We start from the raw sequence: 18217 nt of genomic DNA, 5'->3' as shown, positions 1-18217 counted from the left end.
CTCTTGAGCAGGACGTTCGATGGCCCGGCTCCCCTCGGGGGGCCGGGCCGTCGGCGTTCCGGGACGCCCGGGCCCGCCCCGCGCCAGCCGACCGCCCGGCCGGCGCGGGGCCTCGGGGGTCAGCGGGCCTGGGGCTCGACCACGGTGGCGGCGGCGTGCAGGTCGATCATGGTGCGCACCGGCGGGGGCAGCCAGGCGTCGACGGTGGCGGCGGCCGGGGCCGCCACCCGCTCCAGGATGTGCGCGACCTCCGGCCGGGCGGCCGGGTCCGGCGCGAGGCAGGAGTGGACCAGGTCCCGCAGCCCGGTCGGCAGCATGCCCAGCGCCGACTCGATCGGCTGCCCGTCCGGCAGCGGGGCCACGCCACCCGCGTGACACATCACCATGCCGTAGGCGTAGACGTCGGTGGCCGAGGTGATCGTGCCGCCGGTCAGCTGCTCGGGGGCGAGGAACCCCGGGGTGCCGACCAGGTGGCCGGTGCGGGTCAGCGCCGAGCTGTCGGCGGCCCGGGCGATCCCGAAGTCGATGACCCGCGGGCCGGCCTCGGAGACGATGATGTTGCTCGGCTTGAGGTCGCGGTGCACGATGCCGCTGCCGTGGATGCCCTGCAGCGCCTCGGCGACGCCCTGGGCGATCATGTACAGCGTCGGCGCGGGGAGCGCGCCCTGGCGGCTGATCACCTGGTGCAGCGAGGGGCCGGGTATGTACTCGGTGACCAGCCACGGCGGGTCACCGACCGGGTCGGCGTCCACCAGCGCCGCGGTGTGCTCGCCGCTGACCCGGCGGGCGGTCTCCACCTCCCGGGTGAACCGGCGGCGGAACATCGCGTCGGCCACGAACTGGCCGCGGATCACCTTCACCGCGACCAGCCGCCCGTCGGCCGACTGGCCGAGGAAGACCGTGCCCATGCCGCCCTCGCCGAGCCGGCGCAGCAGTTGGTAGCCGCCGATCAGCCGCGGGTCGTCGCCGGCCAACGGCCGGTGGCCCACGCCGTCCGGCGCGGGCGGCCCGACCGGCCCGGGGGCCGGCACCGGGGCCGGCGTCGCCGGCTGCTCCGACCGGCCGAGGGACCCGGCGGCGAGCTGGGCCGGCTGCTGCCCGAGGCTGCCCTGGCCCACCGCCGGCACCTCGACGGACGGGTTCACCAGGACCCGGTCGATCCGGATGCCCAGGCTCTCGGCCAGCGCGGTCAACTCCTCGACGACCGTCGAGCCGATCTCCGTGCGGGCGGCCAACGCCGTCTCCTGGTCACGCGGTTCGAGCAGCACCCGGACGGCCTGGTGCGCCTGCCGCTCCAGGGCCCGGGCGTGGTCGTCGATGCCGTAGACCGACTTCAGCGGGTCCACCACCTGGACGTACAGGCTGATCTCCACCCGTATCCGGCCGCGGTCCCTGGTGGTCACCGAGAGCGGGGCGACGGGGAAGTCACGCAGCCGGGTGTCCACCCGGTGGGCGACCTTCTCGACCAGGGGGATGAGGAACCGGTACCCCGGCTCCATCGTCCGGTGGTATCGGCCGAACCGGTGAACGAGGAACACCCGCCCCACCGGGACCGACTTCACCGCCATCACCGCCAGGACCACCGTCAGGGTCGAACAGACGACATTGGCGACCATCAGCAGGGTATCCGGGGACATTACAAGGCCACTCCTCAGCCGGGTTGCGGACGCGACGGGCAACGCGCCCAGACTACGCAGCCGTCCGCCGGGCCCGGACTCCGCCAATCCCTCCGCATCGTAGGGGAGTTCACTGACATCGGGACCGGTCTCGGGCGAGCCGGTCCTGACCCGCCGGGAGCCACCGTCCGGCCGGGCCCTTACCATGCAGCTACTCCGGTCGCCGCCGCCCCGACGGCACCGGTACCCGAACAGTGTCCGGAACTCGTCCCGGGAGGCGCACGCATGTCCATCGCGACGGCGCGGAGGATCGGGCTCTACCTGCTGGCGGTCGGCGTGCTCTACTGCGTCATCAGCTTCCCCGAACGCTCGGGCGAGTTCACCCAGTTGCTCGCCGAGTCGATGTCGCACGCGGTGGACGGGCTGCTCGCCCCGCTGCCGTGAGCGCCGCCCCCGTGACCCCGGCCTGATTCGCGCCCGGGGCACCGCTGTTGGGGCGAGTTTCGCCACCCTGGGCAGACCAACACGGAGTGAACAGGTGCTTGCGCACAGTGCGCATGTCTTGTGATGCTATGACTGCTTTTGTGGCGAGTGCACCGTGATGGGGGTGGTCGGCAGGTGGCGGTGACGCAGCCCAGGGGCTCCGGGGCCCGCGCGCTCACCCAGGCGCTCTGCGAGCGGCTCGCCGGCCTCCAGGCCGGCACCGCGGAGCACCGCAGGGTGCGGGAGGCCCTGGTCGAGGCGAATCTGCCGCTGGTCCGCTACGCCGCACTGCGCTTCCACAGCCGGAGCGAGCCGCTGGAGGACATCCTCCAGGTCGGCACCATCGGCCTGATCCACGCCGTCGACCGGTTCGATCCGGCGCGCGGGGTCCAGTTCGCCACCTTCGCGCTGCCGACCATCGTCGGCGAGATCCGCCGCTACTTCCGGGACAGCGTGCGCACCGTCCACGTGCCGCGCCGGCTGCACGAGCTGTGGGCGCGGGTGTGCGCCGCCGCCGAGGAGCTGACGGTCGCCCTCGGCCGCTCGCCCACCACCGCCGAGTTGGCCGAGCGGCTCCGACTGCCGGAGGAGGAGGTGCTGGCCAGCATGGACGCCGGCCGGGCCTACCGGGTCTCCTCGCTGGAGGCCGGCCGGGACCGCGACGAGGGCGCCCCCGGGCCGCTGGACCGGCTCGGCTACGAGGACCCGGGGCTGGCCGGCGTCGAACACCGCGCCCTGGTGCGGCACCTGCTGGTGCAACTGCCCGAACGGGAGCAGCGCATCCTGCTGTTGCGCTACTACGCGAACCTCACCCAGTCGCAGATCAGCGCCGAGCTGGGCGTCTCCCAGATGCACGTCTCCCGGCTGCTGGCGCGCTCGTTCAGCAAGCTCAGGTCCGCAAATCCGATCGAGAGCTAAGCCCAACGAAGGACCCAACTCCGGGAACTCGCACGCCAGCTGTGCCGTTTTATCGACATGAAGCTACGTCGCGTTGATGACATGTGACATTCTGTTGGAACCGCGTTTGGCAAGGCGGCAGCTCCGGTATCCACGAGAGGGTGCCTCTCGTGGAGTCCCGCCTGAGGTGTCCGCCGCGACCCGTCCCGCCGACCTCAAGGGGGTGGCATGTCCGTAGAACTGGGCAGCTCCAAGGTGCTCACCACGACCGGCACGCCGCATGTTCCCGCGCCGCACGAACCCTCGGTGCCGCACGCGGCTCCCGCCGAGACCGACAACCTCGACACCCGTACGCTCTCCCGCTCCCTCTTCCAGCGGTTGGCCACGTTGGACGCGGACAGCCCGGAACGCGGCTATGTGCGGGACACCCTGATCGAGTTGAACCTTCCGCTCGTTCGCTACGCGGCGGCCAGGTTCCGCAGCCGGAACGAGCCGATGGAGGACATCGTCCAGGTCGGCACGATCGGCCTGATCAAGGCGATCGACCGCTTCGACTGCGAACGGGGCGTCGAGTTCCCGACGTTCGCCATGCCGACCGTGGTCGGCGAGATCAAGCGCTTCTTCCGTGACACCTCCTGGTCGGTGCGGGTCCCGCGGCGCCTCCAGGAGCTGCGGCTGGCGCTCACCAAGACCAGCGACGAGCTGTCCCAGCGGCTCGACCGCTCGCCCACGGTCGCCGAGTTGGCGGTCGCCCTCGGGGTCTCCGAGGAGGAGGTGGTGGACGGCCTCGCGGTGGGCAACGCGTACACCGCCAGCTCCCTGGACTCCCCGTCGCCCGAAGAGGACGGCGGCGAGGGCTCGTTGGCCGACCGCCTCGGATACGAGGACACGGCGCTTGAGGGCGTCGAGTACCGCGAGTCCCTGAAGCCGCTGCTGGCCAAGCTGCCGGCGCGGGAGCGGCGGATCATCATGCTCCGCTTCTTCGGGAACATGACGCAGTCGCAGATCGGCGAGGAGGTCGGCATCTCCCAGATGCACGTCTCCCGGCTGCTCACGCGCACGCTCCAGCAGTTGCGTGAGGGCCTGACCGCCGAGGAGTGAGGAGGACCGGACCGGCGGATCGGCCGCCGGTCCGGCGGGGACAGCCCGGCGCGGTCGCCGGGCCTGGGTCGGCCGTCCGGCCCAACACCCCGCGTGCGCCGCCCCGGCGGGTCGTGCCGCGCGGGACGCCGTGGGCCACCTCGGCGACGCCGTCCGCCGCCTCCACAGCTCGGTGAAGTGCGCCCGCTCGGCGGGCCGTTACAGCTCGGGACGCGCTACGCGCCCGGGCCCTTCGTGCTGCCCGAAGCCGGTCCGCGCCCACCCAACCGCGTTGGCCCGTGCCGAGCCGGCCCGAGCGGTACTGGCCCGAGCGGTGCTGGCCCGAGCGGTGCTGGCCTGGGCCGCGCTGACCTGGGCGGGATGGCCCGCGCCGTGCTGGCCCGGGTCGGACGGGTCGGGCCGCCGCCGCGCGGCGCCCGCCGGTCGGTCAGCCGAGCAGCAGGAAGGCGAGGACGGCCAGCGCCACGACGACGAGCACGCCGCCGACCACGAGCCCCGTGCGGGAACCCGAGGAGGCCGCCGCCGGCTGGGCGCCGGGGGCGACACCCGGACCGGTGCCGGGGGCTGGACCGTCGTTCACGAACGCCTGGAACATCTGCGTGCTACCGGCCGGGTCGATCTCCGGCTGCCCCTGCGGGCCTTGCGGTGCCTGGGGGTGGTGGGGATTGTGCGCCATGCCTGCCGACCCTAGCGAACGTCCCCGGCCCTGGCACAGCCGGTCCACCGGCCTTTCCCGGCCACTTCTCGGTCGGGCGCCCGGTCGCGCCGCCGGTTCCGGAACCGCGTGCGGTGTCTTGCGGGGTCCTGACCCGGCCGCTGCAATGAAGTCCCCCCACGGAACCGACCTTTGGATGTGATGTCCATGCGAGGCGCCAGGCGATCCCCCACCCGCCGTCGCTTGCTGGCCGGCGGCACCGCGCTCACCCTCGGGCTGACCGCGCTGTTGGCCGGCAACGCCGCCACCGCGGCCACCGCGAGCGACACCACGAGCGGCCGGGGTCCCGGCCCGGCGGCGGTGGTCTTCGTCGACGACTTCGACGGGCCGGCCGGCGCGCCCGTGGACAGCGCCAAGTGGCGGCCGGACCCCGGCGACAACGCCAGCAACGCCGAGTTGCAGTACTACACGGACGGCACCCAGAACGCCCAGCTGGACGGCGCGGGCAACCTGGTCATCACCGCGACCCCGGAGAACGCGGCCAACCACCAGTGCTACTACGGCACCTGCCAGTACACCTCGGCCCGGCTGAACACCGCCCACACCTTCGCCGCCGAGTACGGCCGGGTCGAGGCGCGGATCAAACTCCCCCAGGGGCAGGGCATCTGGCCGGCGTTCTGGATGCTGGGCACCGACTTCGCCGACGTCGGCTGGCCGGCCAGCGGCGAGATCGACATCATGGAGCTGGTCGGCCACGAGCCGGGCACCGTGCACGGCACCGTGCACGGCCCCGGCTACTCCGGCGCCGAGGGCATCGGCAGCGGCTACACCCTGCCGGGCGGCGCGAGCTTCGCGGACGACTTCCACACCTTCGCCGTCGACTGGACACCGGACCGCCTGGTGTGGTCGGTGGACGGCCAGGTGTTCCACGAGCTGACCCCGGCCGACCTGGGCGGCGACCCCTGGGTCTTCAACAAGCCGTTCTTCATGATCCTCAACGTCGCGGTCGGCGGTCACTGGCCGGGCCCGCCGGACGACACCACCAGCTTCCCGCAGCGGATGGTCGTCGACTACGTGCGGGTGACCACCAACGGCTGAGGGCTGGCGGCTGGCGGCTGGCGGCTGGCGACGGAGGGTGGCGGCTGACCGGCACGGAATCAGCCGGTTGGCCCAGCGCCGGCCGGAATACCGGCCGGCGCCGGCACCGTTGCGGTCACATGACACACAACCTGGCAACCGAACTGGGCCGGATCGGCATCTGGCAGTTCGCGCTCGGCGCCCCGGACGGCACCGGTCTCGCTCCCGAACTCGTGGACGGCGCGAAGGAGTTGGAACAGCTCGGCTACCGGGCGCTGTGGCTCGGCGGCAGCCCTCGGGTGCGGGCGACCGAGCCGGTGCTCGCCGCCACGAGCACCCTGCGGGTGGTCACCGGCATCACCAGCATCTGGGACGACGAGCCGGCCGTCACCGCCGCCGACTTCGCCGCGCTGAACGACGCCCACGGCGGCCGCCTGGTGCTCGGCCTCGGGGTGAGCCACGCGGCGCTCGCCGGCGAGCGGTACCGGCGCCCCTACACGGCGATGGTGGACTACCTGACCGCGCTGGACGAGGCGCCCCGGCCGGTGCCGGCCGACCGCCGGGTGCTGGCGGCGCTCGGGCCGCGGATGCTGGAGCTCTCCAGGGACCGGGCCGCCGGGGCGCATCCCTACCTGGTCACCGTGGAGCACACGGCGAGCGCGCGGGCCGCGCTGGGTGAGGGCGCGCTGTTGGCACCGGAGCTGAAAGTGGTGCTCGACACCGACCTCGCGCGGGCGCGCGCCACGGCGCGCGGCTACCTCACGCGCTACCTGCAGCTGCCCAACTACACCAGGAACCTGCTGCGGCTCGGCTTCGCGGAGGCGGACTTCGCGGACGGCGGCAGCGACCGGCTGCTGTCCGAGGTGTTCGCCCTCGGCGACGTGGACACCGTGCGGCAGCGGGTCGACGACTTCCTGGCCGCCGGGGCCGACCACCTGGCCGTGCAGGTGGTGACGGAGCGGGTCGGCGCCGAGTTCCCGGTGGCGGCGTTCCGCGCCCTCGCGCCGGCGCTCGCCGGCTGACCGCCGCGCGCCCCGCTGGCCGGCGGGCGGGGAGCTGGCCGGCGGGGCCGCCGGCCCGCCGGGGCGGCGGGGTTGGCTGGCGGGGGCTGGCCGGGGCGGCGGGGGCGGCGGGGGCGCGCGACGTCGCCCCGCGCGCCGCTCAGGCCCGTCCCCGGTCGCCGACCCCGCCCCCGGCCCCGGTCACCAGCCCCGGCTGTCGGCCGCGGGTCACCAGGTGAGCACCGGTTTGATCACCCGCCCCGCCTCCTGGTCGGCCACCGCCTCGTTGATCGCCTCGAACGGGTAGGTGGTGACCAACGCGTCCACCGGGAACCGCCCTTCGGCCCGGAGCGCCAGCAGCTCCGGCAGGAACCGGCCGGGCACCGCGTCACCCTCGACGCAGCCGCGCAGCGTCTTGCCGCCGTACAGCAGGTCCCGTACGTCCAGGGTCAGTTCAGCCGGGCCGAGCCCCACCACGGCGAGCGTGCCGCGGGTGGCCAGCGCCCGCAGCGCCTCGGCCACCACCGCGGGCGATCCGGTGGTGTCCAGGGCGTGGCTCGGGCCGCCGCCCGTCGCCTCGCGCACCGCCTCGGCCAGCGGGGTGCCGGCCGGCAGCGCGTCCGGGTCGAGCGTCTGGTCCGCGCCCAGGCCGCGGGCCGCCGCGCGGCGTGCCGGCAGGCGGTCCACCGCGAGCACCCGGCGCACGCCCCGCGCGCGGGCGGCCAGCAGCGCCGACAGGCCCACGCTGCCGGCACCGTAGACGACGAGGGTGTCCGCCTCGCCGGGACGCAACACGTTCAACACCGCGCCGGCCCCGGTCTGCGCCCCGCAGCCGAGCGGGGCCAGCGGAGCCAGCTTCGCCTCGTCCTCGGCGACCACCACGACGTTGTCCGCGGTGACCAGGGCGTGGCTGGCGAAGCTCGACTGGCCGAAGAACGAGCCGAAGAGCGGCTGCCCGTCCCGGGTCAGGGTCGCCGAGCCGTCCGGCCGCCGGCCGGCGTTGTTGAGCGCCAACATGCTTTCGCAGTAGGCAGGTTCACCCCGTCGGCAGCTGGCACAGTCGGCACAGTGCCGGTAGCTGAGCAGCACCCGGTCGCCGGGGGCCACGCCGCGCACCGCCGAGCCGGTCCGCTCGACCACCCCGGCGCCCTCGTGCCCCAGCACCAGGGGCGGCGCGTCGGCCGGCGCCCGGGAGCGCACCACCAGGTCGGTGTGGCAGATGCCGCTGGCGACGATCCGCACCAGGATCTCGTCGGGCCGCGGCTCGTCGAGCTCGACCGGCGCCAGGACGAACGGGCTCCGCGGCCCGCGGGAGAGCACGGCGGTGACGCGCATGGGACTGGTCCTTCCTCGCAGGGGTGGCGGGTGCCGGGTCAGCGCTGCTCGTCCCGCTCCGGTGGCGTGTCCCGCTCCAGCAGAAAGTAGAAGTGCTCGCCCTGATCCCGCACGAGTTCGGACCCACCGTTCATGATCCCCATCAGCGTTCGATCATCGACGGGCTTGAAGTGGTCGAAGATCGCCTGGCCGTCGTAGACCATGGTGGCCGTCACCTCGCCCCTGAACTCCACGTCCCAGAGGCTGGCCTCGCCCTTCCCCAACTCCACGTGCGAGAAGAGCGCGCCGTCCGCGTCCCGGCAGATCAGCGGCTGGACCCGGTCCAGGGAGTGGAACCTCTTGCCGTGCCAACGGTGCTCGCGCAGCACCTCGTTGAGCCGGTGTCCGGTGGCGAACCCGGCACCCCGCCAGGCGCCGAGCAGCTCCGCCGCCCGCACCGTGGGCAGCGCCGCCCAGATCGCGTCCAACTCCCTGGGCGCGACCTTGGACCGCTCCGCGCGCAGCTCGTGAAACCGGGTCCTGGCCTGCTCGGGTGTCATCCGTCCGTCCTCTCCCGGGCGGTGCCCGGCGCCGGGTGTGCGGGCGGGGCGCGCACCATCGTCCGGAGCGCGAACCGGCGGACCCACGCCCCACGGCGGGGCCCCGGCCGGCGGCCCGCCCCCGGGCGCGTCCCCCTCGCCGTAGACGCTACGTCGAATCCGGGCGCCAGAACATGGCGCCTCACGCTCCCGGCGCACGCCCCCCGGTACCTGGCCCGCCGGCGCACGGCGGTGCGTGAACGCCCTGACGTGCTGCGGTGCGCCATGATGGGTGATATGACCACGGATGTACACCTCGCGCAGCGCCCCGAGGCGGACGCGCTGCTCAGCCGGAGCCCGCTCGCCGCTTTGGTGGGCATGCTGTTGGACCAACAGGTGCCGATGGAGCACGCGTTCACCGGCCCTCACACCATCGCCAGCAGGCTCGGCGAGGACGACCTCGACGCCCGCCGGATCGCCACGATGGACCCCGAGGAGTTCGCCGCGCTGCTCTCCGCCAAGCCCGCCGTGCACCGTTACCCGGCCGCCATGGCCAAGCGGGTTCAGGAACTGTGCCGGTACCTGGTGGCCCAGCACGACGGCGACGCGGCCGCGCTCTACCGGGACGTTCCCACCGGGGCCGAACTGTTCCGGCGGCTGCACGCACTGCCCGGCTTCGGCAAGCAGAAGGCCCAGATCTTCCTGGCCCTGCTGGGCAAGCAGTTCGGCGTCCGTCCCGAGGGCTGGCGGGAGGCCGCCGGCGTGTACGGCGAGGAGGGCGCCTACCGGTCGGCCGCCGACATCACCGGTCCCGAATCCCTCGCCCGGGTACGGGAGTTCAAGCAGCAGGCGAAGCAGGCGGCCAAGGCCGCCGCCGAGGAAAAGAAGGCCCAGGGCAGGCGCCCCACCCCGACCGCCGGCCGCCGCTGAGCCGCCACCGGCCCAGTTCAGCCGCCGGCCCCGTCGCGCCGCTCGGCCGGGCCTATCATCGGCGGAACGAGCACCGCCTCGGCCCAAGCGCCGTGCTGCCCAGGGGGGTTCACCATGCGACCGGAGACCAGGCTCGGCGAACCGCTGGCCGCCGGCCGGACCGCGGACATCTACCCGTTGCCCGGCGCCCGGGTGCTCCGCCGGTACCGTGGCGCGCTCGACGCCCGCCCCGAGGGCCGCCTGCTGGCCCGGCTCGGCCGGCTGGGCTACCCGGTCCCGCGGGTCTACCCGGACGCCGGGCCCGGCGTCGAACTCGGGCCGGGTGACCTGGTGTTGGAACGACTGCACGGGCCGACCCTGGCCGCCGCCGTGCTCTCCGGCGCGGTCACCCCGGAGCGGACCGGCGCCATCCTGGCCCGGCTGCTGGACCAACTGCACGCCCTGCCCGGCGGTCTGGTCCACCTCGACCTGCACCCGGAGAACGTCCTGTGCACGGCGGGCGGCCCGGTGGTGATCGACTGGGCCAACGCAGGCGAGGGCCGGCCGCCGGGCCACGACCGGGCACTGTCCGCAGTGATCCTCGCCGAGGCGGCGGTGGGGCCGTTCCCGCTGGGCGGGCAGGTGCTGACCGCGCTGCTGCGCGAGCTGACCCGGGACGGCCGACCGGCCTTCGACGCGGCCGAGTTGCACTGGGCGGCGGAGCTGCGTCGGGCCAACCCGACCCTCTCGGAAGCCGAGAAAGTCGCCCTCGCCGACGCACTGAAACTGATCACGGAAGCCACCGGAAACAACCCGGCCCGCTGACCGCCCAGCCCGCCGAGGACACCCAGGGGCCGACCGCACGGACCCGCAACGGGGGGCGCCAACAACCTCAAATTTTACTCTGAGACCATGCGGGGGTCTTTTGCTCCTCCACGTCTCGGGCATGGTAGGAGGTGACCAAGCCGACATCAGACGGCATACCGTCCACGCGTCCGGAGCCCGGCCATGACCAGCAGCCCCCACACCCCCGACCGTCGCGGCGGCCGCACCGCCGGCCTGGAGATCGGCTCGATGGCCCGCGACCTCACCAGCGACCAGGTCGGACGCGTCATGGCCCACCTCTCCGGCCGGGTCTACCTCCGCCCCCCGGGCGGCGGACGCGAGTGGACGGCCAGCCCGGAGGACCTGCGCCCGATCAGCGCCAGCGAGTCGCTCCGCTCCCGCGTCGCCGAAGCCAACCGCCGCGCCGTCCGCGGCACCCGCTGAGCGGGCGACGGGCAGCGGCACCATGACCCTGGTCAGCAAGGGCTCCCGTCGCATCGTCGTCGACGACACCACCTACCGCTGGCGGGTACGGCACAAGCCCAGCTACTGCCAGTCCATGGGCTGGACCCCGCTCACCTTCGCCGTCGAACACGCGGACACCCCGGGCACGATCCTGGTGGTCACCACCGACCAACCCCACCCCAACTGCTGGTACGGCCGCGACGCCAGGCCCGTCCTCCCCTCCGACGTGGCCCGCGCCATCCGCCACGCCCGCCAAACCGGCTGGACCCCCACCACCCCCGGCTCCCCCCACCACCTCGACTGGTCCCACACCTTCACCCCGGGCCCGTGACGGGGTCGCGTCCTCGTGGTCAGCGCAACGGATGCTCGTGGTCGCGCGGATCCCGAACCAGAGGCAGGCGACGCTCCTCGCACGCTCCGAAGGCGTGGAAGTTCTCCCGGGCCCGGGTGAGACTCAACAGCCCGTTCGGGCCACCACGCACCCGGTCGGCGTCCTGATCACCCTGGCCGTCGTCCTCCCAGAAGCACACCGGGCAGATCTCGTACCCACCGCGCTCGGAAAGCGTGACAAACCCACAGCATGGACACGGGTAGGGACCCTCATCGGCCCCCTTCCGAACCTTCACGTACGTCGCCACCGCCCCAGTGTCCGCAGCCCTGGGCCCGGCGGCCACCTGCTCGTCGCGGGTCTCCACTGGCAGGCCCCTTGGCAAGCAGGGCCACACACACGAAACCCCCGTCGGCTTCCCGACGGGGGCTCTCGGCTGTGCGCTCGGCAGGATTCGAACCTGCAACCTTCTGATCCGTAGTCAGATGCTCTATCCGTTAAGCTACGAGCGCCTCTCGGGCTGGGAGCCCGTTCCGGCGATGGATACGTTACAGGATCGGGGGCCCGGGGGCGAAATCGTTCTCTCGGGGCCCGTCTGACCTGCGGAAACGCATGTACGGAGCAAACGCCATCGGCCCCGGTCGGGGACCGGGGCCGATGGTGGGACAGACGGCGGAGGCTCCGGGATTTGAACCCGGGATGGGGGGTTACCCCAAACCGCATTAGCAGTGCGGCGCCATAGACCAGACTAGGCGAAGCCTCCTAGCACCGCGACGGAAGCCGGGTGCCCGCAAATCATGCCACAGCCCGAACGGCCGCAGCCAATCGGCCGCCACCCTACGCGGGCCCGACCGGCTCCGTCGAGTTGCGCAACGTGTGGCGCCGAGGAGCGTTAGCAGTGCGGGGCGCCCGTTCCCAGGGGTGCCCGTACCGCCTCGACGTCCCAGGAGTGCTGTCATGCCGCGCCGTTCCCTCGTCTCTCTCGCCCTGCTCACCGCCGCGGTCGCCGCCACGTTCGCGAGCTCCGGGCCCGCCGCCGCGCACCCCGGTGGGGCGCACGCCGGGGGCGCGTCCGCCGTCGACCGGCTGGTGATCACGGTCTCGGGCGCCGGGGAGGCGGACGGCACCGTTGAACTCACGTGCGCCCCCGTCGGCGGCAGCCACGCCGACCCCGCCGCGGCCTGTGCCGCGCTGGCCGCGGTCGACCAGCCGTTCACGCCGGTGGCGGACGGCACCACCTGCACGTTCCTGTACGGCGGTCCGGCCACCGCGCGGGTCACCGGGCAGTGGCGCGGGCAGGAGGTGGACGCGGAGTTCACCCGGGGCAACGGCTGTGAGGTCAGCCGTTGGGACCGGCTCGTGCCGGCGCTGCCGAGCCTCGGTTCCGGCGCCGCCTGAGCGGGTGACTTTCCCCGGCCCCTCCGCGTCCGTTGCGGCTGGCCGTAGACTCCACCTCATGACACGCACGGGGTACGTGCACCTGAAACACGTGGGTCATAGGGAGGAGCCGACGTCGTGAGCAGCAGGCCAGCGAGGGGCGCTGCTCGCCTCGCCGCCATACTCGACGCGCTGCCCGACGCGCTGTTGCTGGTGAACGGCAACGGCACCGTCGTCAACGCCAACGCCATCGCGATCGAGACACTTGAGGTCCAGGGCGCGCCGCTGATCGGGCGCGGGCTGTTGGACATCGTGCCTGATTTCGACCCCCGCAGAATTCCGGGTTCGATGCGTCGTCCGGAAGAGGACCCCAGCGTCAGAACCAAGCCCACCAGGATGGTGGCGCGGCGGACGGACGGCGCCGAGTTGCAGGTCGAGGTGACCAGCGCGGGTCTCAACTCGGGGCGTACGCCGTACGCTTCGGCCATCGAGGCGGCGTTCACCGACGACCACGCGGGCGAGGAGCTGCTGGTCCTGGTGGTCCGCGACCTCACCGGCACGTTGGACACCGAGGCGGAGCTGGTCCGCCAGCAGCGGCAGACGGAGATGATCCTGCGCGCCGCCTCGGAGGGCGTCGTCGGGGTGGACACGGCTGGCCGGATCGTGCTGGTCAACCCGGCCGCGGCGCAGATCCTGGGGCATCGGGCGAGCCAGCTCGGTGGCCAGTTGCTGCACCCGTTGGCGCACCATTCGCGCGCCGACGGCACGCCGTTGGCGTTCGAGGAGACCCCGCTGCACGACACCCTGGTCTCCGGGCGCAAGCACCGGGTGCGCGGCGGTCAGGTGCTGTGGACAAGCGACGGGCGTCCGGTCCCGGTGAACATGACGACGGCGCCGGTGCGGGACGGCGACCAACTGGTCGGCGCGGTGCTGACGTTCCTGGACCGCCGCCCCTACGACGCGCTGGCCGCCCGGCAGGCGCAGCTGGCCTCGGTGCTGCGGGACGGGCTGCGCGGCCCGCTCGACCGGCTGCGTGGCGAGCTGTCGGCGCTGGCCGCCGACCCGGCGGGCCAGTTGTGGCCCGAGGCCAACCAGGTGCTGCACCATCTGGCGGCTGGCTACGCCCGGATGACCACGCTGGTGGACAACGTGCTCGGCTACCAGCGGCTGGACGAGGGCCTGGAGAAGCTGGCGCTGAAGCGGGTGTCGCTGGACACCGTGGTGGCCGCCGGCGTCGAGGGGGCGACGGAGCTGATCGGCCCGGGGCGCGCGCAGTTCGCGGTGCACGCCCCTCCGATCGAGGCAGAGGTGGACCCCGAACGGATGGCGCAGGCGCTGGCTCATCTGATCGCGGATGTCGCCGGAGTGGACGCGACCGGTCAGGCTCCGGCACCGGCCGGTGGGGATTCGACCATCGTGGTGGCCGCGGCGCAACGCGGCAAGGTGGTGCGGATCGAGGTCCGGGGCCCATCCCCCGGGGGCAACCCGGTGCACGAGCCGATCGTGCGGGGCATCGTCAGGCAGCACGGTGGCGTGCTCCAGACCCACGAGGTGCCGGGCCAGAACGGCGCCGCCGCCTTCGTGTTGGAGGTGCCGCTGGCCGCCGGCGGCTCGGCGCCGCTGGTCGCGCCGGTCGGCGCGAAGGACGCGAGCGGCGACACCACGGTGATGCCGGTGCCGGTCGAGCCGGCCCGTGGCACCGAGGGGGCGGGCACCGCGGCCGGTCGCGGTGCCCCCGCTGACCAGCCGGCCGACGGCGCGGACGGCACCAACGGGGGCGGCATGCCCGGTGGGTCCGACGTGTCCGGCGACGGCACCCACGGGGCCGGCCTCAGAACGGGCGGGCCGATCGCCGTCGAGCCGGTGCCGCACACCCCGACAGGGCGCCGCCGGCGGCGCGCGCCCGAACAGTCCACGCCCCCGGGCACGCCGGTGCCGACCACCGAGCACCCCACCCCGGCCGGCGGCACCGGCAACGGCCGGCGCCGCCGGGCGCTGGCCGCGGCCGAGGAGCCGGCGCCGGCCGGCGAGTTGGCGCCGGCGAGCAAGCCGCCGCGGCCGACCGGCCGACGGCGGCGCGCGCTGCCGACGGACGCGCCGGACGGCGCGCCGCAGCAGCCGGCGCAGCCGATCGCGTTGGGGCCGGCCGAGCCCGTGGCGGCGCCGGTTCCGGGGGATGCCCCGGGGCCGGCCGCGCCGGCGGGACCGGTCGGGGACGCCGGGGTCGAGCAGGCCGGGGTGCCGGTCGAGGAGCCGCCGGCCGGCCCGGCGGGGCGTCCGGAGCCGCGGCTCCAGCCGCCGCACCCGATGCCGGCCGGCCCGCAGGGGCCGGCGGCCAGGCCCGCGCTGCCCACCCGGGGCGCGCCGGTGCCGCCGGGCGGTCAGCACCAGCCGAGCGGTCAGCCCCAGCCAGTCGGTCAGCCCGGCGGTCAGCCAGTGGCCCAGCCGGCGGCGCAGCCCGCCGGGCAGCCGGGCGGCCCGCCAGCGGGGCCGGGGCAGCCGGCCGAGCCGGTGCCGTTCGGCCCGCAGCCCGCGGCGTTCGGCCCGCAGCCGGAGTCCGGCGGCGAGGCCGGGTACGGGCCGGCGGGCGGCCCGCCGCCCGTGGGCCCGGTCGCCGGGCCCCCGGGCTCCGGGGAGTTCGAGCTGGCCGACCCGGGCCAGCAGCAGCCGGTGCCGCCGGGCCCGGCGGCCGTGGCCCCCGCCGAGCGGGAGCAGCCGGCCGAGCCGGCGGAGTCGGCCGACGAGCCGGCGCCGGTGGAGCACTCGGTGGTGGCGGCCAGCCCGATCCTGGACGGCAGCATGGCGCCGGCGCCGGCGCTGCCGCGCCCCCGTTCGCTCCCGATGCCGGGCAGCGAGCGGCCGCGGCCCGAGCAGCAGGCGCCGGGCGTGAGCGTGCAGACCCTGGGGCAGGGCGTCCCGGTCCCGCCGCAGGTCAGGGCGGTCAGGCCGGCGCAGGACGGCCCGGCGCAGCCGGCGCCGACCAGGCGCCGCAAGCTGGCCGCGCCGCCGGCCGACGACGATCCCCGGCTGAACCGCCCGGCGGCCGCCGGCGTGCCGGCGCCGCCCGCGCCGCAGCACGAGACGCAGGGCCGGGGCCGCGAGTACGCGATCAGCGCCCCCGCGGCCGGCACGGCCGAGGGGCCGGAGCCGCTGGACGGCCCGAACGGCGCCGTCGAGGTGACCGAGGCGCCGGGCGAGCACGCGGGCGACCCGCGGCGCCAGCAGGGGCCGGCCGACGCCGAGTTGCCGCCGGAGCCGCTGGACAACCCGCGCCGGCTGCTGGTCTGGCCGGAGCCGGACGTCTCCACCCAGCAGGCGCTGACCGACCGTGGCTACCGGCCGGTGATCGTGCACTCCCGGGAGGAGGTGGACGCGCAGATCGCCGCGTATCCGGCGGCGCTCTTCGTGGACCCGCTGACCGGTCCGATCACCAGGACGGCGCTCCAGTCGTTGCGAGCCGCGGCCGTGGCGGCCGAGGTGCCGGTGCTGGTGACGGCGGGGTTGGGGCAGGCCAGCCGGGAGGCGGCCTACGGCGCCGATCCGGCGGTGCTGCTGAAGGCGCTGGCCCCGCGGGACAGCGAGCAGCACCCGCCGCGGGTGCTGCTGGTGGAGGAGCGGCAGGTGATCGCCGACGCGCTGGCTGCCTCGTTGGAGCGGCGCGGGATGCAGGCGGCGCACGCGCCGTCGGACGCGACGGCGATGGAGCTGGCGGCGCAGCTGCGGCCCAACCTGGTGGTGATGGACCTGCACCAGGTCCGCAGGCGCCGGGCCGGGATCATCGACTGGCTGCGGGTGAACGGGCTGCTGAACCGCACCCCGTTCGTGGTCTACACCGCGGCCGACATGGATCCGTCACAGCTGCCGCAGCTGGCCTCGGGGGAGACCGTGCTCTTCCTGGCCGAGCGGTCGACGCAGCCCGAGGTGCAGTCCAAGATCGTGGACCTGCTCACCAAGATCGGCGCGCACTGACCAGCGCGCGCTGAGCACTCACGCGCGGTGCCCCCGCGCGCGGGCGGGGCGTGCGCGTGCGCGTACGCCCCGTCGGGCGAACAGACGGGGCGAGTGAACGGACGGGTGGGCGGGGCGGCCGGCGCGAGCCGGGAGCCACGCGCCCGGTCCGACGTCCAAGCGCCGGCGCGATCGAGCTCGCCGCACCACCGCGCCCCGCCACGAGGGCTTCGCCCCCACGAGGTACCACACCCGTCGGGGTCCGACCCCGCGCCACGGCTGTCCCACGGGCCTCGTCCCCCAACGGCCCCCTCCGTTCGCCGAGAGCGAACGCATCCGGCCAGCAGCCGGAACCTCAGGCGGCCATGGCCTGCTGGCCACCCCGGGCCGCCGCGCCCGCCGGAAACGCGACCGGGGCGACCGGCGCGACCGGGGCGGCCTGGGCGTCCGGCCGGGTCACCGCGGCCAGCTCCTGGTCGTCCCGCAGCTTGGCCAGCGCCCGGGAGACGGCCGACTTCACGGTGCCGACGGAGACGCCCAGCAGTTCGGCGGTGGCGGCCTCGCTCATGTCCTCGTAGTACCTGAGGACGACCATGGCCCGCTGCCGGGCGGGCAGCCGGAGCACGGCCCGCCACATGGCGTCCCGCACCGCCTGCTGCTCCGCCGGGTCGGGCTCGGGCAGCGGGTCGGGCTCGGGCAGCTCCTCGACCGCGTACTCGTCGACGCGGCGCTTGCGCCACTGCGAGGTCCGGGTGTTGACCAGTGCACGCCGGACATAGCCGTCCAGCGCCCGGTGGTCCTCGATCCGCTCCCAGGCCAGGTAGGTCTTGGTGAGGGCGGTCTGCAGCAGGTCCTCGGCGTCGCTGGGATTGGCGGTCAGCGAACGGGCGGTGCGCAGCAGCACCGGGCCACGGGCCCGCACGTAGGAGGTGAAAGTCAGCGGTGTCACCGGCTGGACTGTCCTGGGCGTGGTCATACCCAACAAACTAGGAGACATCACCCCCCCGGCGGATCGGCCAGAGGTCGCGATGACCTATCCCCCCCAGGGTGTAGAAGTAGGGCTGGCTCCACCTCCCCAGGGTGGAGAGCGTCTCCTCCCGACCCTCAGGGCGGGTCAGGGATTCACCTGATACCACCCCGGGGTGGACCTCGGGGGTTCCGTTTGTCGCCCCCGGGCCGCGACGCGCGGCGGCGGGCGCCGCCCGGTGGTCCGGGCCACACGCGACGGCGCGCGGTCACACCGGATGGTGTGCCCGCGCGCCGTACTACCCGAGCCGGCCGCCGGTGACACGCCCCCGAGGTCACCGAGCCGGCTCGCGCCTTTCCTAGAAGACGTCGAACACCAGCGTGTAGAAGGTGTTGTCCGACTGGTCGACGAAGGTGAACGCCGACTCGTTGACGTTCACGGTGTCGCTCTCGTTGGTGGCCCCGGGGCCGGCGGCGGCCTGCTGGGAATCCGAGTAGTTCCCGTTGTTGTCGTCCGCGATTCCGCTTGCGAGGCTGCCGGCGACCGCGTTGTCGTCGGCGGCGTGGGCGACCCCGCTGACGGCGCCCAGCAAGAGCGGCGCGGCGGCGACGGCGACGAGAACGCGGGCGGTGCGGGTGCTTGCCATCTGCTTCCTCCAGGAGACGCGATGCGGTGCGCTGGTCGGCAGTTGGCCTGACTGCCGGTGGACGGATCA

Annotated in this window: 18 protein-coding genes and 2 tRNA genes; 11 read left to right on the top strand and 9 right to left on the bottom strand. The window is 74.5% G+C overall.

Annotation, left to right across the window (positions count from 1 at the left end):
* Positions 1-119: 119 nt before the first annotated feature.
* Positions 120-1637, bottom strand: coding sequence for a protein kinase domain-containing protein (locus RM844_RS12985; protein ID WP_311667247.1), 1518 nt, complete (start codon positions 1635-1637; stop codon positions 120-122).
* A gap of 264 nt (positions 1638-1901) precedes the next feature.
* Between RM844_RS12985 and RM844_RS12980 the strand changes: the two genes are divergently transcribed.
* The 3 genes from RM844_RS12980 to RM844_RS12970 all read left to right on the top strand — a co-directional run bounded on the left by RM844_RS12980 (position 1902) and on the right by RM844_RS12970 (position 4097).
* Positions 1902-2060 carry a hypothetical protein gene (locus RM844_RS12980; RefSeq protein ID WP_311667246.1) on the top strand — a complete coding sequence of 53 codons (159 nt, stop codon included), beginning with the start codon at positions 1902-1904 and terminating at the stop codon, positions 2058-2060.
* Positions 2061-2234: 174 nt separating this feature from the next.
* Positions 2235-3017: an RNA polymerase sigma factor SigF gene (locus RM844_RS12975; RefSeq protein ID WP_311667245.1), complete on the top strand. Its 783-nt coding sequence runs from the start codon at positions 2235-2237 to the stop codon at positions 3015-3017.
* Between the two features lie 207 nt (positions 3018-3224).
* Positions 3225-4097, top strand: coding sequence for an RNA polymerase sigma factor SigF (locus RM844_RS12970; protein WP_311667244.1), 873 nt, complete (start codon positions 3225-3227; stop codon positions 4095-4097).
* A 427-nt stretch (positions 4098-4524) separates the two neighbouring features.
* Here the strand turns inward: RM844_RS12970 and RM844_RS12965 are convergent, their stop codons facing one another.
* Positions 4525-4773 (bottom strand): hypothetical protein, encoded by a 249-nt coding sequence (locus RM844_RS12965; protein WP_311667243.1) that lies wholly within the window; start codon positions 4771-4773, stop codon positions 4525-4527.
* Between the two features lie 186 nt (positions 4774-4959).
* Here RM844_RS12965 and RM844_RS12960 point away from each other — a divergent pair, with 186 nt between their 5' ends.
* On the top strand, positions 4960-5850 hold the full coding sequence (locus tag RM844_RS12960) for a glycoside hydrolase family 16 protein (RefSeq protein WP_394814496.1): 891 nt from the start codon (positions 4960-4962) through the stop codon (positions 5848-5850).
* A gap of 119 nt (positions 5851-5969) precedes the next feature.
* Positions 5970-6851 (top strand): LLM class F420-dependent oxidoreductase, encoded by an 882-nt coding sequence (locus RM844_RS12955; protein ID WP_311667240.1) that lies wholly within the window; start codon positions 5970-5972, stop codon positions 6849-6851.
* 207 nt (positions 6852-7058) lie between these two features.
* On the opposite strand, the gene RM844_RS12950 is transcribed toward RM844_RS12955, so the two are convergent.
* Together RM844_RS12950 and RM844_RS12945 are read right to left on the bottom strand one after the other, a co-directional pair.
* Positions 7059-8165, bottom strand: a complete 1107-nt coding sequence (locus tag RM844_RS12950; protein ID WP_311667239.1) for an NAD(P)-dependent alcohol dehydrogenase — start codon at positions 8163-8165, stop codon at positions 7059-7061.
* Between the two features lie 38 nt (positions 8166-8203).
* Positions 8204-8704, bottom strand: a complete 501-nt coding sequence (locus RM844_RS12945; protein ID WP_311667238.1) for a DUF4334 domain-containing protein — start codon at positions 8702-8704, stop codon at positions 8204-8206.
* 276 nt (positions 8705-8980) lie between these two features.
* Here RM844_RS12945 and RM844_RS12940 point away from each other — a divergent pair, with 276 nt between their 5' ends.
* The 4 genes from RM844_RS12940 (at position 8981) to RM844_RS12925 (ending at position 11213) form a co-directional block, all read left to right on the top strand.
* The gene (locus tag RM844_RS12940; RefSeq protein ID WP_311667237.1) at positions 8981-9613 is read left to right on the top strand and encodes an HhH-GPD-type base excision DNA repair protein; all 633 of its coding nucleotides are present in this window, start codon (positions 8981-8983) and stop codon (positions 9611-9613) included.
* A gap of 114 nt (positions 9614-9727) precedes the next feature.
* Positions 9728-10417: a phosphotransferase gene (locus RM844_RS12935; protein ID WP_311667236.1), complete on the top strand. Its 690-nt coding sequence runs from the start codon at positions 9728-9730 to the stop codon at positions 10415-10417.
* A gap of 183 nt (positions 10418-10600) precedes the next feature.
* On the top strand, positions 10601-10861 hold the full coding sequence (locus RM844_RS12930; RefSeq protein WP_311667235.1) for a hypothetical protein: 261 nt from the start codon (positions 10601-10603) through the stop codon (positions 10859-10861).
* Between the two features lie 22 nt (positions 10862-10883).
* Complete coding sequence (locus RM844_RS12925; protein ID WP_311667234.1) at positions 10884-11213, top strand: hypothetical protein; 330 nt, start codon at positions 10884-10886, stop codon at positions 11211-11213.
* A gap of 19 nt (positions 11214-11232) precedes the next feature.
* Here the strand turns inward: RM844_RS12925 and RM844_RS12920 are convergent, their stop codons facing one another.
* The 3 genes from RM844_RS12920 to RM844_RS12910 form a co-directional block, all read right to left on the bottom strand.
* The gene (locus tag RM844_RS12920) at positions 11233-11577 is read right to left on the bottom strand and encodes a CPCC family cysteine-rich protein (RefSeq protein WP_311667233.1); all 345 of its coding nucleotides are present in this window, start codon (positions 11575-11577) and stop codon (positions 11233-11235) included.
* 72 nt (positions 11578-11649) lie between these two features.
* Positions 11650-11722 (bottom strand) — tRNA-Arg (locus RM844_RS12915).
* Positions 11723-11883: 161 nt separating this feature from the next.
* Positions 11884-11973 (bottom strand) — tRNA-Ser (locus RM844_RS12910).
* A gap of 194 nt (positions 11974-12167) precedes the next feature.
* On the opposite strand from RM844_RS12910, the gene RM844_RS12905 reads away from it, so the two are divergent.
* Entirely contained in the window at positions 12168-12608 is a 441-nt protein-coding gene (locus RM844_RS12905) for an SSI family serine proteinase inhibitor (RefSeq protein ID WP_311667232.1), read from the top strand.
* A gap of 117 nt (positions 12609-12725) precedes the next feature.
* Positions 12726-16556: a PAS domain-containing protein gene (locus RM844_RS12900; RefSeq protein ID WP_311667231.1), complete on the top strand. Its 3831-nt coding sequence runs from the start codon at positions 12726-12728 to the stop codon at positions 16554-16556.
* Positions 16557-16890: 334 nt separating this feature from the next.
* Here the strand turns inward: RM844_RS12900 and RM844_RS12895 are convergent, their stop codons facing one another.
* Both RM844_RS12895 and RM844_RS12890 read right to left on the bottom strand, forming a co-directional pair.
* On the bottom strand, positions 16891-17511 hold the full coding sequence (locus RM844_RS12895) for a SigE family RNA polymerase sigma factor (protein ID WP_311667230.1): 621 nt from the start codon (positions 17509-17511) through the stop codon (positions 16891-16893).
* Positions 17512-17860: 349 nt separating this feature from the next.
* The gene (locus RM844_RS12890) at positions 17861-18148 is read right to left on the bottom strand and encodes a hypothetical protein (RefSeq protein WP_311667229.1); all 288 of its coding nucleotides are present in this window, start codon (positions 18146-18148) and stop codon (positions 17861-17863) included.
* Between the last annotated feature and the right edge of the window lie 69 nt (positions 18149-18217).

Origin of the sequence: Streptomyces chisholmiae, assembly GCF_031845445.1 — a bacterium.
GTDB lineage: Bacteria > Actinomycetota > Actinomycetes > Streptomycetales > Streptomycetaceae > Streptomyces > Streptomyces chisholmiae.
The sequence above is the reverse complement of the archived record's forward strand: the minus strand, read 5'-3'. Positions and strand labels throughout refer to the sequence as shown.